Genomic DNA, 15,674 nt, shown 5'->3' with positions numbered 1-15,674 from the left:
TCTCTATCTGCCTTTGCGATGGTACACTCTGGCACAAATGTCACAGTCAAAGCCTAACGAGTGAAGCAACCGGCCCAACTGTCTTTAGCCGTACAACTACCGGATGATGAAACCTTCGTCAGTTTTTATCCCGGCAACAATGCTCATCTGATCACCGCCCTCAAGAATGCGGCCATTGGTCAGGGATCGCCTTTCCTCTATTTCTGGGGTGCCAAGGGATCGGGACGCTCCCATCTGCTGCATGCAACCTGTGCCGAGGTCAATGCCCGCGATGCGGCGGCGGCCTATCTCTCCCTCGATCAATTTGAACAGCTGGATCCCAGCATGCTCGATGCCCTCGAAAGCTTGCCACTGGTCTGTCTCGACAGCCTGGAAGCCATCGCCGGCAATGCGCAGTGGGAACGTGCCCTGTTCGATTTTTACAATCGCTGGCAGGAGAAGGGGGAAGGTACCCTGGTGGTCACGGGTTGCAGCGCACCGCGCAAGCTGGGGCTGCAACTGCCGGATCTCGCCTCGCGCCTCGACTGGGGGGTGAGTTTCCATCTCGACGAGCTGGATGATGAAGGCAAGCTCAGTGCCCTGCAGCTGCGTGCCGAGCTGCGGGGCTTCAAATTGCCCATTGATGTGGGCCGCTTCCTGCTCAACAGACTCTCCCGCGACATGCGCACCTTGCTTACCACCCTCAATCAGCTCGATAACGCCTCATTTCGCGCCAAGCGCAAACTCACCATCCCCTTTGTGAAAGAGATCCTCGAACTTTGAGCGGGCTGTGGCTGCGTGTGCGGGTAAACCCGGATTGAAACCAAAAAGAAACCCCGGCACCAGGCCGGGGTTTTTGTCTGTGCGACTGTCGTGATCAGTGGAACTGATCTTCTTCGGTCGAACCCGTCAGTGCTGTCACTGAAGATTGTCCACCCTGAATGACGGTAGTGACCTTGTCGAAGTAACCCGTGCCCACTTCCTGCTGGTGAGCAACGAAGGTGTAACCACGGCTGGCGGCGGCAAATTCCGGCTCTTGCACCATCTCGACGTAGTGCTTCATCCCCTCGCCACGGGCGTACTGGTAAGCCAGTTCGTACATGTGGAACCACATGTTGTGGATGCCAGCGAGGGTGATGAACTGGTACTTGTAACCCATATCGGACAGCTCCTGCTGGAAGCGGGCGATGGTGGCATCGTCCAGGTTCTTCTTCCAGTTGAAGCTGGGGGAGCAGTTGTAGGCCAGTATGGTGTCCGGGTACTGCGCCTTGATGGCTTCGGCAAACTTGCGCGCCTCGTCCAGATCCGGCTTGGCGGTTTCACACCACACCATGTCGGCATAAGGGGCATAAGCCAAGCCACGGGAGATGGCCTGCTCGATACCCGCCTGCACTTTGTAGAAACCTTCGGCGGTACGCTCACCGGTCAGGAAGCCTGAATCGTACGGATCCGCATCCGTGGTCAGCAAGTCCGCCGCGTTGGCGTCGGTACGGGCGATCACCAGAGTGGTGGTGCCACAGACGTCGGCTGCGAGGCGTGCTGCAACCAGCTTCTGCACCGCTTCCTGAGTCGGCACCAGCACTTTGCCGCCCATGTGGCCGCACTTCTTGACTGATGCCAGCTGATCTTCGAAGTGTACGCCGGCGGCGCCCGCTTCAATCATCCCCTTCATCAGCTCGAAGGCGTTCAGCACGCCGCCGAAACCGGCTTCGGCATCCGCCACGATCGGCAGGAAGTAGTCGATGAAACCGGCATCCTGCGGCCCCACCTTGTTGGCCCACTGGATCTGGTCGGCACGGGCAAACGAGTTGTTGATGCGCTCAACCACCGAGGGGACGGAGTTGGCCGGGTAGAGAGACTGATCCGGATACATGGTGGAGGACAAGTTGTTGTCCGCCGCCACTTGCCAGCCGGAGAGGTAGATGGCCTCTATACCTGCCTTGGCCTGCTGCACGGCCTGGCCGCCGGTCAGGGCGCCGAGGCAGTTGACGTAGCCTTTCTTGGCGCTGCCGTGGATCAGCTCCCACAGTTTGTCGGCGCCGCGCTGAGCCAGGGTGTGCACCGGCTGCAAGCTGCCGCGCAGATTCACCACGTCTTCGGCGCTGTAGCCGCGCTTGATCCCTTTCCAGCGGGGGTTTTCTGCCCAGTCTTTCTCGATAGCCTGGATCTGTTGCTCACGGGTCAGTGCCATATCAGTTCCCTCTTTCATTGATTTCACGTTTCCATTGACTTGTTATTGGCGGGCTCCGCTGGGGAGACCCGGAGTTCAGAGCCGCTCGTAACCGGGCAGCGTCAGAAAATCGATCAGGGTATCGGCGCAGGTGATCTGCTCCATCAACTCGCTCGCTTCGGCAAAGCGTCCTGCTTGCCAGCGGGCGGCGCCCACTTCATGTTTGACCACCTCCTGCTCCTCGGCCAGCATCTGGCGAAACAGCGCCTTGGTCACCACCTTGCCGTTGGAGAGGCTCTTGCCGTGGCGGATCCACTGCCAGATGGAGGTGCGGGAGATTTCGGCTGTCGCCGCATCTTCCATCAGGCCATAGATGGGCACACAGCCATTGCCACCAATCCAGGCTTCCAGATATTGCAGGGCGACCCGGATATTGGTGCGCATGCCCGTTTCGGTACGTTCGCCTTCACAGGGAGCCAGCAGGTCGGCGGCTGTGATGGGGGCATCCTGTTCGCGCAATACGCCGATCTGGTTCTTGGCGCCAGCAGGAATGGTGGCGTTGAACACGGCCATGGCGGTGTCGGCGAGGCCGGGATGGGCGACCCATGTGCCATCGTGGCCGTTGCTTGCTTCCCGCTCCTTGTCCGCCTTGACCTTGGCAAAGACCTGCTCGTTGACGGCGGCATCCTTGGCCGGGATAAAGGCGGCCATGCCGCCCATGGCAAGAGCGCCCCGCTTGTGGCAGGTCTTGATCAGCAGGCGTGAATAGGCTGAGAGGAAGGGTTTGTCCATGGTGACCACCTGACGGTCGGGCAGCACTCTGTCCCCATGATCTTTCAGCGTCTTGATATAGCTGAAGATGTAGTCCCAGCGGCCGCAGTTCAGCGCGACTATGTGATCCTGCATCTGATAGAGCAGCTCATCCATCTCGAACACCGCCGGCAGGGTTTCGATCAGCACGGTGGCCTTGATGGTGCCGCGGGGCAGACCGAACTTGTCTTCGGTCCAGGCAAACACTTCGCTCCACCAGCGACCTTCCAGATGACTTTGCAGCTTGGGCACATAGAAGTAGGGGCCCGAGCCCTTGGCCAGCAGCGCCTGATGGTTGTGCAGGAAATAGAGTGCGAAGTCGAACAGGCCGCCGGGGATGGGCTCACCATCGAAAGTGACATGTTTTTCCGGCAGGTGCAGGCCACGCACCCGGCAGATGAGCACGGCCGGATTGGGATTCAGGGTATAGGCCTTGCCTTCCGGACTGGTGTAGGAGACGGTGCCATTGACCGCATCGCGCAGGTTGATTTGACCCTCGATCACTTTATTCCAGGCAGGAGCCAGGGAATCTTCGAAGTCCGCCATGAAGACTTTGACATTGGCGTTGAGGGCGTTGATGACCATCTTGCGTTCAACTGGCCCCGTTATCTCTACCCGGCGGTCTTGCAAGTCGGCCGGGATACCGCGCACCGTCCAGTCGCCTGCACGGATATGTGCTGTTTCCGGCAGAAAGTCCGGCAGCTCGCCGCCATCGATACGGGCCTGGCGTGCCACACGTTGTTTCAACAATTCGCCCCGTTGGGGAGCAAAGCGTTCCACCAGTTCGGATACCAGGGCCACCGCATCCGGCGTCAGAATTTGCGCGTATTCGGGAAGCATCTCGCCCTGGATGCGCAGACGGGCGCTACAGTGGGTCTGGGCCGGTGCCGACATAGGGTTCACTCCTTTGAGAATTACATTTTGAACTAATTAACTACGACTAAAGTCGATCCCTGTTTCTTTCAAACTTCCCGTAACAACGGGATAACACGATTTATAAGGTGCGAAATATTGCCCTCTCCGTCAACCACTTTTTTAAAACGCCTGTTTCTGATACATAGTTAAGGTTATGTTTTTAATGGAATTATGTGATTAGCGCAAATGCTCTATGCAGATGGATATGCTCTTGGTTTCCCACCCCCTGTGGTGGTGTGAGCCAGCGGTGTTTTGAATACCCGGAATGTAACTAATTACGTAATAAAATTACAAATTCAAAAACAAATCCCGACCTTACTCCAAGCTTTCAGAAAACGGTTGTATGAAATGAAATTTGGGAGCTCGGTGAATACTCAGCTCTGGCCAGTGTTGGCTATTGAACGTTTGTTTAAAACTTGAATAGGGAAGAGGGGCAGAATGGGGTTTATCTCGTCAGCAGGGGAAAAGTGACGAGCAATAACGTAGGTTTGTATCACCTTGGCTTGCTATTTGGGGTGATGAGGGGAGGAGGTTGGGGAGTGGATAAAACTGATAAGTCGTAGTTACGCAGCATTTTATTGTTATTTGTGTAAGTGGGCCTTCCTGGCACCCGGGGAAGGTAAAAGGGTGGCGAAACCCAAGGGTTCAGCGGCCACTTTTCCTCTTTTACTCTATCTTGAGCGGGATCAGTATTCGTCGTCCGGCGCCGCCAGATCGACCACATCCAGATGCACTATAGTGCCGTATTCATGCTCGCCGAGTTCGATGTCGGCTTGTGGCAGGGGGGCTGGGTGGGGCTGTGATTCAACTGCTTGCGTCATGGGTGCTTGCCTCATTGGATTGCAAGCCGGTCGGTGACTCCATCACCCGGATTCCCACCTCCCTGTTTCATTGCCGGCGGAAAAGTCGCGTATCCTAGCGACACTTGCCACAGGTTTCAAGTGATTCTGAATAAAAAATATACCAACAATGTGTGATGGCTCTGTGGTGGCGCCTGTCGGACAGAGTACTGCCAGGGTCATAAGGAGGGTGAAAGGGCTGGAGTGAAATGGAGGTAAAAAAATAGCCCAGTCGTTTGACTGGGCTATTTCTCGGGGAAAATGGTCGGTGTGAGAGGATTCGAACCTCCGACCCTCTACACCCCATGCAGATGCGCTACCTGGCTGCGCTACACACCGACGAGGTCAGTTCGAGCTGACGGAAGGGAGTCTAATGATATGAATCTGTTGGTGCAACTCCTTTTTTATCAGTGAGATGTCGATTGCTTCTTTATTGCTCAGTCAAGATGCTGCTTGGGCCGGCCACGGAGATTTGGCATAATCGCCGCCCCGTATTGCGGTGGAAAAATTGCGCCGCAGGCCTAGCTTGGCGACTGTGGTCAAGGCGCCAGCATCCACAGGCGTGGTGCCTGTCCCTGGTGCAGGCAAGCGCTGATGAGCGCAGTCACATGCAGGGCAAGCCGTCATGAACAACCAATCGGTCATGAACAACCAATCGAGAGAGGAGCAAGGGGTGGAACCATCAGCAGCCGCAGTATCCCTGAGCCAGACAGCGCAGCAAGCAGAGCAGGATGAGCGCTGGATGCGCCATGCCATGGCACTGGCCGCCCGGGCCGAGGGGATCGGCGAGATCCCGGTCGGTGCCGTGCTGGTGCTGGGGGACGAAGTGGTCGGTGAGGGGTGGAATCGCTCCATCAGCGAGCATGATGCGTGTGCCCATGCGGAGATCATGGCGATCCGTGCAGCCGGTGCCCGACTGGAAAACTACCGTCTGATCGATACGGTGCTGTATGTGACGCTGGAACCTTGCTGCATGTGCGCCGGTGCCCTCATTCACAGCAGGGTCAAACGGGTGGTGTTCGGGGCTCGGGACCTCAAAACGGGAGCGGCAGGTTCCGTATTCGAGATTTTGCAGGACCCCCGCCACAACCACAGAGTGTCGTTGACGGAGGGGGTGCTGGCAGATGCCTGCTCGGCTCAGCTCTCTGCCTTCTTCAAGCGCCGTCGCGCCGAGAAAAAGGCAGCCAGACAGGCATTGCAGCAAGCGACCGACTCTTCTTCTTGATGCAAGCGGGGGCGACTTTTGCCGCTCCTGCTTCTCACCATCCAATATATTTTCATATAAAACAGATGGTTGAATCTGTTTCTTGCCGAAAAGTGCCGCCATTTTCTTCTTCAAAAATAAGCTCTGCTCAAGGGGCTTTGATGTAACAAAACTGTCATGCAACCGCCATATAATGCCGCCAAGCCTAGCTCACATTGAGGTCTTGCATGTCATCGGAATCGATCAACCTGGTCATGGCGGGCAGTAGAAAACGCCGGATCAAGGATAAGTTGGCCAAGTTCGGGGTCACCACAGGCGGTGCCCTGGTGCTGGTGGCCTTGTTGCTCATTTTTTTCTATCTGCTGTATGTGGTGAAACCTATTTTCAATGGCGCCACCATGGAGCCGACCGCATCGTTTACCCTGCCCATTGCGGGCAAGACTGCCTGGCTCGGGATGGAGGAGCAGAACGAGATTGGCTATCGCTTCAGCGATAAGGGGCTGGTCAACTTCTTTGCTCTTCAGGGAGATGGCAAGGTCAAGGTGGGACAAGCCATTGGTCAGGCCCAGGTTGCCGGTGACATCACGACTGTCACCAGCCCGGCGCCGGGTCAGAAGCTCATCGCCTACGGTTTTGCCGATGGCAAGGCTCTGGTCATGGAGCCCCATTTCAAGGTTTCCTATCCCAATGACGTGCGGGTCATCGAGCCCAGCCTGAGATATCCCTTCGGCGAAGAGCCGGTAGTGATCGATCCCCAAGGCAAGGCGCTGCAGTTCATGGTATTCGAAGCCACCAAGGACAAGATGGCCACCGCCGCCGTGACCGAAGATGGTCGCGGCGTGATGACGGTGATGAGCGGCGAGGAGAACTTCATCTCCGGCGACGTGGAGTGGAGCGCCCAGAACTACAGCATTCCTTCTCTGCCGAGCCATGTGGATCAGATGCTGCTGACCCCCAACTTGCGCATCCTGTTTGTGCGTGAGGGCAACCGCCTATCTGTCTACGACATCCACAACCTCAATAATATCGCCCTGCGCAACGTGCTGGAGATCAACGCCCCCAATGCCAATGTGACCCGGATTGAGCTGCTCGCCGGTGCCTCCTCTTTGCTGGTGGGCAACGACAACGGTGTCATCTCCCAGTGGTTCGAAGTGGCCAAGGATGGCAAGCGTCAGTTCACTCAGATCCGTGACTTCAAGAGTGATGGTTCTGTGGATCTGCTGACCCCGGAGCACTTTCGCAAGGGCTTTGTCAGCGCAGGCAAGGATGGCACCATCAGCTTCTTCCACGCCACCGGCGAGAGCAAGCTGCTGAGCGAGAAGATAGAGGGGGGCGCACTGTTGGCGCTGGCCATCTCGCCCCGCCACAACGTGCTGCTGATGCAGCAGGACGATACCTTCAAGCTGTTTGCGGTCGAGAATGACCACCCTGAAGTGACCTGGTCTGCCCTGTGGCAAGAGGTGTGGTATGAAGGCTACCCGGAGCCCATGTATGTGTGGCAATCCACCTCTGCCAGCAACGATTTCGAAGCCAAGCTGAGCCTGATCCCCATTTCGTTCGGCACGCTGAAGGCGGCATTCTACGCCATGATGTTTGCGGTCCCGCTGGGGGTCGCCGGCGCCATCTATACCGCTTATTTCATGTCCGCCGGCATGCGCAAGTTTGTCAAGCCGACCATAGAAATCATGGAGGCACTACCAACCGTTATCCTCGGTTTTCTGGCTGGTCTGTGGCTGGCACCCATTGTCGAGGATTACCTGCCTGGGATCTTCATGATGCTGGTGATGCTGCCGATGGGGATGTTGCTGGCCGCCCTGGCCTGGCATCTGCTGCCGGGCAAGCTCAAGCAGTGCGTGCCGGAAGGGAGCCAGGCTGTCTTGCTGATCCCCGTGGTGTTGTTGGTCGGCTGGTTGTCATTGACCCTGAGTCCTGTGGTGGAAAATGCCTTCTTTGGCGGGGATACCCGTAGCTGGCTGACCCATGAAATGGGGATCAAGTTTGACCAGCGCAACTCCCTGGTGGTTGGCATCGCCATGGGCTTTGCGGTCATTCCCACCATCTTCTCCATCGCCGAAGACGCTGTCTTCTCCGTGCCCAAGCATCTGACTCAAGGATCGCTGGCACTGGGTGCCACTACGTGGCAGACACTGAGCCGTGTGGTGATCCTCACCGCCAGCCCGGGCATCTTCTCGGCAGTGATGATGGGTCTTGGCCGCGCCGTGGGCGAGACCATGATAGTGCTGATGGCGACCGGCAATACCCCCATCATGGACTTCTCCATGTTCCAGGGACTGCGAACCCTGGCCGCCAATATCGCGGTGGAGATGCCGGAATCGGAAGTGGGCAGCTCCCACTACCGGGTACTGTTCCTCGCGGCCTTCGTACTGTTTGTGTTCACCTTTTTCTTCAACACCCTGGCCGAGTTCGTGCGTCAGCGGTTGCGTGAAAAATATAGCTCCATGTAACGGGCAAGGAATCGACAATGGGTAAGTGGTTTAAGTCAGGGGCCCCCTGGATCTGGATGACAGGCGGTGCAGTCAGCCTGAGTCTGGTGGCGGTACTGGGTCTGTTGCTGCTCATCGGCTGGCGTGGTCTGATCTATTTCTGGCCTCACCCCATCTATGAGTGGCAGATCCAAGATGTCAGCGGCAACAAGAGCGTCTTGATCGGTGAAATCAATGACAGCGAACTGGTGCCGGTGGAGCGGCTGCGGGCTGCGGGTATTCCGCTGGAAGGTGAAGATCGCGAGGTGTTGACCCGCTATCTGGTCAAGACCGGCAACCGTGAGTTCGTCGACCTCGATTTCCGCTGGGTGCTGGAGACTGACATCAAGTCCCAGTCACTGCCTGCCGAGATGGCGGTGATCGAACGTACCACCAATGGTAACTTCTATGGTTATGTGGTGCAGGCCAAGGAAGATGGCGTGGTCCATGAGCAGGATCTGCACAAGGTACTCAAGAGGATGCTGGCTCGCAGCAACGGTCTTTCCGAGCAGGCCAGCAAGCTGCAAAAAGGTGCCATAGGATCAATCAACTACCAGTTGGAGAAGTTGCGTCTCAAAGAGCGCAAGGCCGAGCTCAATGATGAGCTGACCGATCAGCTTAAAGCCGAGCTGGTCGAAGAGCGCAAGGCACTCAACGACCGCTATCAAATATTGGAAAAGGAACTCTTTTCCCTGCGTGCCCAAGCGGATCGTGATGCCATCACAGTCAAGGACATGCGTGGCGAGCTGGTGACCATGCCCATGTCCAAGGTACTGGATGTGACCTGGCCCAACGCCATGGGATTGCCTGCCAAGGTGGGCCACTGGTTCCATCAGATAGGCAAGTTCGTCACGGGTGAGCCTCGCGAAGCCAACACGGAAGGCGGTGTGTTCCCGGCCATCTTCGGCACCGTCTTCATGGTGATCCTGATGGCGATCATCGTCACGCCCCTCGGCGTGGTGGCGGCGGTCTACCTGCACGAGTATGCGGGCAAGAATAGCCTGACCAAGCTTATCCGCATCGCTGTGATCAACCTGGCGGGTGTGCCCTCCATCGTCTATGGCGTGTTTGGTCTGGGCTTCTTTGTCTATACCCTGGGTGGCTCGCTGGATCAGCTGTTCTACCCGGAGGCGCTGCCAAGCCCGACCTTTGGCTCACCCGGTGTCATCTGGTCGGCACTGACCCTGGCCATCCTGACCCTGCCTGTGGTGATCGTCTCCACCGAAGAGGGACTGTCCCGTATTCCCAGCACCATCCGTCAGGGTTCACTGGCGCTGGGGGCCACCCAGGCCGAAACCCTGTGGCGTATCGTGCTGCCCATGGCGAGCCCGGCCATCATGACCGGCCTTATCCTGGCGATAGCCCGGGCCGCCGGTGAAGTGGCTCCGCTGATGCTGGTGGGGGTGGTGAAACTGGCGCCGACCCTGCCGATGGATGGCAACTTCCCGTACCTGCACGTGGAGCGCAAGTTCATGCACCTGGGCTTCCACATTTACGACGTGGGATTCCAGAGTCCGAACGTCGAAGCAGCGCGGCCGCTGGTGTATGCCACCTCCTTCCTGCTGGTGACGGTGATCGTTGGCTTGAACCTGACGGCCATCGGCATTCGTAACCACTTGCGTGAAAAATTCCGCTCTTTGGAACATTGATGCGGCAGTCCAGAGGGATGTTGAGACAATGGATGAACAGCATGAACCTGACCGACATCACAGGCATTCGCAACCACTTGCGTGAGAAATTCCGGTCGCTGGAGCATTAATCCGGCGTCCTTGAGACAAGATCGAGAAAACAGATGCGCGGTTCAGAGAGTGCCGCCATCTGTCAGCAGCAATCATGGCGGTCGCTGGCAAGAGTCCGGCCACTCCAGACTGATTTTGAGGTAACAGATGATCAACGTAACGACCACATCCATTCAGCACACAGCGCTGGACCTGCTCAACCTGACCCCGGAGCAGACAGCGCTGGAGGTGAAGGATCTCAACCTCTACTACGGCAACAAGCAGGCGCTGTTCAACGTCAACATGAAGATCCCGAAAGGGCAGGTGACGGCCTTCATAGGCCCGTCCGGCTGCGGCAAGTCGACCCTGCTGCGCTGCATCAACCGGATGAATGACCTGGTGGAGATCTGCCGCATCGAGGGTGAAATCCAGCTGCACGGCCACAACATTTATGACAAGGGGGTGGATGTCTCCGCCCTGCGTCGTCAGGTCGGCATGGTGTTCCAGCGTCCGAACCCCTTCCCCAAATCCATCTACGAGAATGTGGTCTATGGTCTGCGCCTGCAGGGCATCAACGACAGACGCACCCTGGACGAGGCGGCCGAGCGTTCACTGCGCGGCGCTGCCCTGTGGGAAGAGGTGAAGGATCGACTGCATGACAATGCATTCGGTCTCTCCGGTGGCCAGCAGCAGCGTCTGGTGATTGCCCGGGCCATCGCCATCGAGCCGGAAGTCTTGTTGCTGGATGAACCCACCTCGGCCCTCGACCCGATTTCGACGCTTACCATCGAGGAGCTGATCAACGAGCTCAAGAGCCAGTTCACAGTGGTGATCGTGACCCACAACATGCAGCAGGCTGCGCGAGTGTCGGATCAGACGGCGTTCATGTACATGGGCGAGCTCATCGAATACGCGGACACCAACACCATCTTCACCACACCGGCCAAGAAAAAGACCGAAGATTACATCACTGGTCGCTACGGCTAAGGCAAGATTGGTGCAATAAGGTGATTGATATGAACAGCAAGAAACAGATTACCGGCCAGTTCAACGGCTAAGGCATAATCGGAGCATCAAGGATTATTTGTATGGACAATATGAACCTCAATAAACACATCTCCGGTCAGTTCAATGCCGAGCTTGAGAATGTGCGCAATCAGGTGCTGGTGATGGGCGGTCTGGTGGAGCAACAGCTTACCGACGCCATCGCCGCCATCCACGATCAGGATCTGGACGCGGCGCGCAAGATAGTGGCCAATGACCACAAGGTCAACGCCATGGAAGTGGCCATCGACGAAGAGTGCACCCGCATCATCGCCAAACGCCAGCCCACAGCGTCCGACTTGCGTCTGGTGATGGCCATCATCAAGACCATCACGGATCTGGAACGCATCGGCGACGTGGCGGACAAGATAGCCCGCATGCTGACCGACAACGCCAACAAGCCACAGCCGCCGCTGGTGTCCCTCGAGAACATGGGGCGCCGCACCATCAAGATGCTGCACGACGTGCTCGATGCGTTTGCCCGCATGGATCTGGAGGCGGCCATCGCCGTCTACAAGGAAGATGACAAGGTAGATCGGGAGTACGAGTCCATCATCCGTGAGCTGATGACCTATATGATGGAAGATCCGCGCACCATCCCCCAGGTACTCAACGTACTGTGGGCGGCGCGTGCCATCGAGCGGGTCGGCGATCGCTGCCAGCACATCTGCGAGTACATCGTTTACTACGTCAAGGGCAAGGACGTTCGCCACACCAAGGTTGACGAGCTGAGCGATCTGCTTGGCAAGAGCTGATGAAATGAATAAAAAGGCGCGTTTCGCGCCTTGAAAAATCAACTTATAGAATTGAAATAAATGGATTTATTTCAATTCGTGTCCACGCAATGACCACATTGAGACAAAAAGCCCTGGTATGCCGGGGCTTTTTACTGAGTTTTTGAATGTGAATAATTGTGTTGGATTGGCAATGTTAAACTGGAGTCATTTTGTAAAAATTTACATGGATGATGTCGCCGCCCTACTGAAACCTGATCCTAAGTGCTTCACTCGTGAAATTCTGGATCCTTGCCCAAACTACCCGCCAAGCCATACAACATAAGGCTTACATACTTTCCCTTGTGGTCGCACCAGATCCACTGCGCAGCCTCAGATCCTCACGGAAAGTAATCACTATCTGTTTATCCTCAATGACTTACCTTTTCTCTTGCCGAGATCTTTCGTGATCGTTGTCTTGAAAAACGATCGCAAAATGCATTTTTGTGAAATTCTGAATGCCCCCCAAGAACCCAGCCACGGCGCGGCTTAGTCGATAGATTTTCACCATTTTATTTGTGCAAAAAATGCCACATTTTTAGCGCGAAGGTGGGGGGGGAGGAGTGCGGATTTCGTGAGCGGAGCGTTTCCTCTGTCGTGTCTAGGCTGTATGTAGGGCTGGGGACTGGCCACAAAAAGCGACGCAGATGCGTCGCTGTCGTGTACGATGATGTGCCCTCACTGGCTTGCTCCAAGTGGCCCTACGACAACCCATCGCCAGGCAAGGCGAAACCTAACTTGCTTGGAGAGGAACAATATTACAAGGCTCTGCTGGATGTAAGTGGTGAACGAATGGAGGCGCAATTAGATAGGCCAGAACTTGCCAATATTGCCAAAGAAGCTATGCAGACAGTGGTAAAACGTCAACGGGGAAGGCCATAAATAACAGACCAGAGGGATGAATCCCCGTCGCCAGTTGTTCAAGCGGTCATCACTCAGTGGCAACAGAGAAGGCGGTAGAATAAGGCTTATAAGATAAACGAGGCAGGGTTTCCTCTGCCTCGTGCTACCCAATTTAATAGACGTTAATTCATAGCGTAAATATCATGGACCAAGCAATACTGCGAATGCATACATATTGCTAAATATGGTCTGCACATTGGTGAGCTGTGCTTGCACAGCACTGCTGTCGCCACCATTGTTGGCATCTCCCCACGTCACTACTGTGCCATCCTGTTTGAGGGCGGCAAAGGCGCCACTAGATGAGAAAATAGTCTGCACATTGGTGAGCTGTGCTTGCACAGAACTGCTGTCGCCACCACTGTTGGCATCTCCCCACGTCACTACTGTGCCATCCTGCTTGAGGGCTGCAAAGGCGTTACTAGATGAAAAAATGGTCTGCACATTGGTGAGCTGTGCTTGCACGGCACTGCTGTCGCCACCACTGAAGGCATTTCCCCACGTTACCACTGTGCCATCCTGTTTGAGGGCGGCAAAGACACCAGGAGATGAGAAAATGGTCTGCACATTGGTGAGCTGTGCTTGCACGGCACTGCTGTCGCCACCACTGAAGGCATCTCCCCACGTCACCACTGTGCCACCCTGTTTGAGGGCGGCAAAGGCGCCACTAGATGAGAAAATAGTCTGCACATTGATGAGCTGTGCTTGCACGGCACTGCTGTCGCCACCACTGAAGGCACTTCCCCACGTCACTACTGTGCCATCCTGTTTGAGGGCGGCAAAGGCGTAATCAGATGAGAAAATGGTCTGCACATTGGTGAGCTGTGCTTGCACGGCACTGCTGTCGCCACCACTGAAGGCATTTCCCCATGTCACCACTGTGCCATCCTGTTTGAGGGCGGCAAAGGCGCCACTACTAGATGAGAAAATGGTCTGCACATTGGTGAGCTGTGCTTGCACGGCACTGCTGTCGCCACCACTGAAGGCATCTCCCCACGTCACCACTGTGCCATCCTGTTTGAGGGCGGCCATGGCCTGACAGTTATGATTAATGGTCTGCACATTGGTGAGCTGTGCTTGCACGGCACTGCTGTCGCCACCACTGTTGGCACTTCCCCACGTCACCACTGTGCCATCCTGTTTGAGGGCGGCCATGGCATAGCATCCGGGATTTGCGAACAAAGCCTGGACATTTGTCAGCTGAGGCTCCACCGAACTACTGTCCCCCCCTGAAAAGCTTGAGCCCCATGTGACTACAGCACCATTCTGTTTCAATGCTGCATACGCACCATTGTTGCCGATCACGGTTTGAATATTTGTTAATTGTACGGAACTACTATCACCGCCCAAAGTTGGGTTTCCCCAAGTGACAACACTCCCTTGGTTTGTAACAGTCAGATTTCCCGTCGCACTGATGCTATCAAAAAGAGCTGTTATCATGGTGCTACCAGCGGTGACGCCTGTTGCAATCCCAGCGGCGTTGATGCTGGCAACTGCAGGCGAACTGCTGCTCCAGGCAACCAAGCTGGTGACATCAAGTGTGGAGCCATCACTGTAAGTCCCCTGCGCCGTGTAACTCTGGGTCAGGCCTTTCGGGATGGTCGCACTTGGCGGTGTGATGGCGAGCCCGGTCAGAACCGCAGCGGTGACATTCAAGTTGGCACTGGCATTTTGTCCATTCAGCATGGCGGTTACCGTGGTGCTGCCCTCGGTGACGCCTGTTGCAATCCCAGCAGTGTTGATGCTGGCAACTGCAGGCGAACTGCTGCTCCAGGCAACCAAGCTGGTGACATCAAGCGTGGAGCCATCACTGTAAGTCCCCTGCACTGTGTAACTCTGGGTCAGGCCTTTCGGGATGGTCGCACTTGGCGGTGTGATGGCGAGCCCGGTCAGAACCGCAGCGGTGACATTCAAGTTGGCACTGGCATTTTGTCCATTCAGCATGACGGTTACCGTGGTGCTGCCCTCGGTGACGCCTGTTGCAATCCCAGCAGTGTTGATGCTGGCAACTGCAGGCGAACTGCTGCTCCAGGCAACCAAGCTGGTGACATCAAGAGTGGAGCCATCACTGTAAGTCCCCTGCGCTGTGTAACTCTGGGTCAGGCCTTTCGGGATGGTCGCACTCGGCGGTGTGATGGTGAGCCCGGTCAGAACCGCAGCGGTGACATTCAAGTTGGCACTGGCATTTTGTCCATTCAGCATGGCGGTTACCGTGGTGCTACCCTCGGTGACGCCTGTTGCAATCCCTGCAGCATTGATGCTGGCGACTGCAGGCGAACTGCTGCTCCAGGCAACCAAGCTGGTGACATCGAGCGTGGTACCATCACTGTAAGTACCCTGTGCCGTGTAACTCTGGGTCAAGCCTTTTGGGATGCTCGCACTCGGCGGGGAGACGGTGAGCCTGGTTAATGTATTGCCAGAAATATCAAGTGTTCGCTCACCAACCAGATTATCTAACGAAGCAATAATCTGCACGCTCCCAACTGCAACTGTCGAAACTATTCCAGATGCAGATATCGTAGCATTGGCATTAGAGACGGACCATTTGACTCCGTCTTTTGTCACTTTGGTAGAACCATCACAGTAAGTCAGCGTAGCCTCATACTGAGCACTCACTCCTGTTGGAAGTTGATCACTACTAACTCCTTTGAGCAATGGTTGCTGTGGAGCAACCTGAATAGATACGAGTCGATCACAGGTTTCTGGTTGAGAAGGTAATCCACCACTATTACCCCCACCACAGCCAGTGAGTATCATCACCCCAGCACTAATTAAAAATTTTATAATTGACTTTGTCATTTTAGTTGGCTCTTTATAATTTAATGGTCTTAGGACGCTT

General features: G+C 56.0%; 10 protein-coding genes and 1 tRNA gene. 6 read left to right on the top strand and 5 right to left on the bottom strand.

Annotated elements, in window-relative coordinates; all coding sequences use genetic code 11:
• Positions 1-60: 60 nt before the first annotated feature.
• Entirely contained in the window at positions 61-762 is a 702-nt protein-coding gene (gene hda / locus GWQ31_RS00460) for a DnaA inactivator Hda (RefSeq protein ID WP_005320168.1), read from the top strand.
• A gap of 94 nt (positions 763-856) precedes the next feature.
• On the opposite strand, the gene aceA is transcribed toward hda, so the two are convergent.
• The 4 genes from aceA to GWQ31_RS00440 all read right to left on the bottom strand — a co-directional run bounded on the left by aceA (position 857) and on the right by GWQ31_RS00440 (position 5,052).
• Entirely contained in the window at positions 857-2,170 is a 1,314-nt protein-coding gene (aceA, locus tag GWQ31_RS00455; protein WP_021139226.1) for an isocitrate lyase, read from the bottom strand.
• A 75-nt stretch (positions 2,171-2,245) separates the two neighbouring features.
• A complete protein-coding gene (gene aceB / locus GWQ31_RS00450) occupies positions 2,246-3,853 on the bottom strand; it encodes a malate synthase A (RefSeq protein ID WP_275908395.1) in 1,608 nt (535 codons plus the stop codon).
• 707 nt (positions 3,854-4,560) lie between these two features.
• Positions 4,561-4,695: a hypothetical protein gene (locus tag GWQ31_RS00445; protein ID WP_005320161.1), complete on the bottom strand. Its 135-nt coding sequence runs from the start codon at positions 4,693-4,695 to the stop codon at positions 4,561-4,563.
• A gap of 280 nt (positions 4,696-4,975) precedes the next feature.
• Positions 4,976-5,052 (bottom strand) — tRNA-Pro (locus tag GWQ31_RS00440).
• A 304-nt stretch (positions 5,053-5,356) separates the two neighbouring features.
• On the opposite strand from GWQ31_RS00440, the gene tadA reads away from it, so the two are divergent.
• The 5 genes from tadA (at position 5,357) to phoU (ending at position 11,917) form a co-directional block, all read left to right on the top strand.
• Entirely contained in the window at positions 5,357-5,938 is a 582-nt protein-coding gene (gene tadA / locus GWQ31_RS00435) for a tRNA adenosine(34) deaminase TadA (RefSeq protein WP_111587579.1), read from the top strand.
• Positions 5,939-6,144: 206 nt separating this feature from the next.
• Entirely contained in the window at positions 6,145-8,382 is a 2,238-nt protein-coding gene (locus GWQ31_RS00430) for an ABC transporter permease subunit (RefSeq protein ID WP_021139223.1), read from the top strand.
• Between the two features lie 17 nt (positions 8,383-8,399).
• Positions 8,400-10,049 (top strand): phosphate ABC transporter permease PstA, encoded by a 1,650-nt coding sequence (gene pstA / locus GWQ31_RS00425; protein WP_265463230.1) that lies wholly within the window; start codon positions 8,400-8,402, stop codon positions 10,047-10,049.
• Between the two features lie 237 nt (positions 10,050-10,286).
• Positions 10,287-11,105 carry a phosphate ABC transporter ATP-binding protein PstB gene (gene pstB / locus GWQ31_RS00420; RefSeq protein ID WP_159166747.1) on the top strand — a complete coding sequence of 273 codons (819 nt, stop codon included), beginning with the start codon at positions 10,287-10,289 and terminating at the stop codon, positions 11,103-11,105.
• Between the two features lie 101 nt (positions 11,106-11,206).
• Positions 11,207-11,917: a phosphate signaling complex protein PhoU gene (gene phoU, locus GWQ31_RS00415; protein WP_111587581.1), complete on the top strand. Its 711-nt coding sequence runs from the start codon at positions 11,207-11,209 to the stop codon at positions 11,915-11,917.
• Positions 11,918-12,979: 1,062 nt separating this feature from the next.
• On the opposite strand, the gene GWQ31_RS00410 is transcribed toward phoU, so the two are convergent.
• Positions 12,980-15,634 (bottom strand): Ig-like domain-containing protein, encoded by a 2,655-nt coding sequence (locus GWQ31_RS00410; protein ID WP_275908394.1) that lies wholly within the window; start codon positions 15,632-15,634, stop codon positions 12,980-12,982.
• Between the last annotated feature and the right edge of the window lie 40 nt (positions 15,635-15,674).

The organism is Aeromonas sp. 2MA4 (assembly GCF_029237305.1).
GTDB lineage: Bacteria > Pseudomonadota > Gammaproteobacteria > Enterobacterales > Aeromonadaceae > Aeromonas > Aeromonas salmonicida.
The sequence above is the reverse complement of the archived record's forward strand: the minus strand, read 5'-3'. Positions and strand labels throughout refer to the sequence as shown.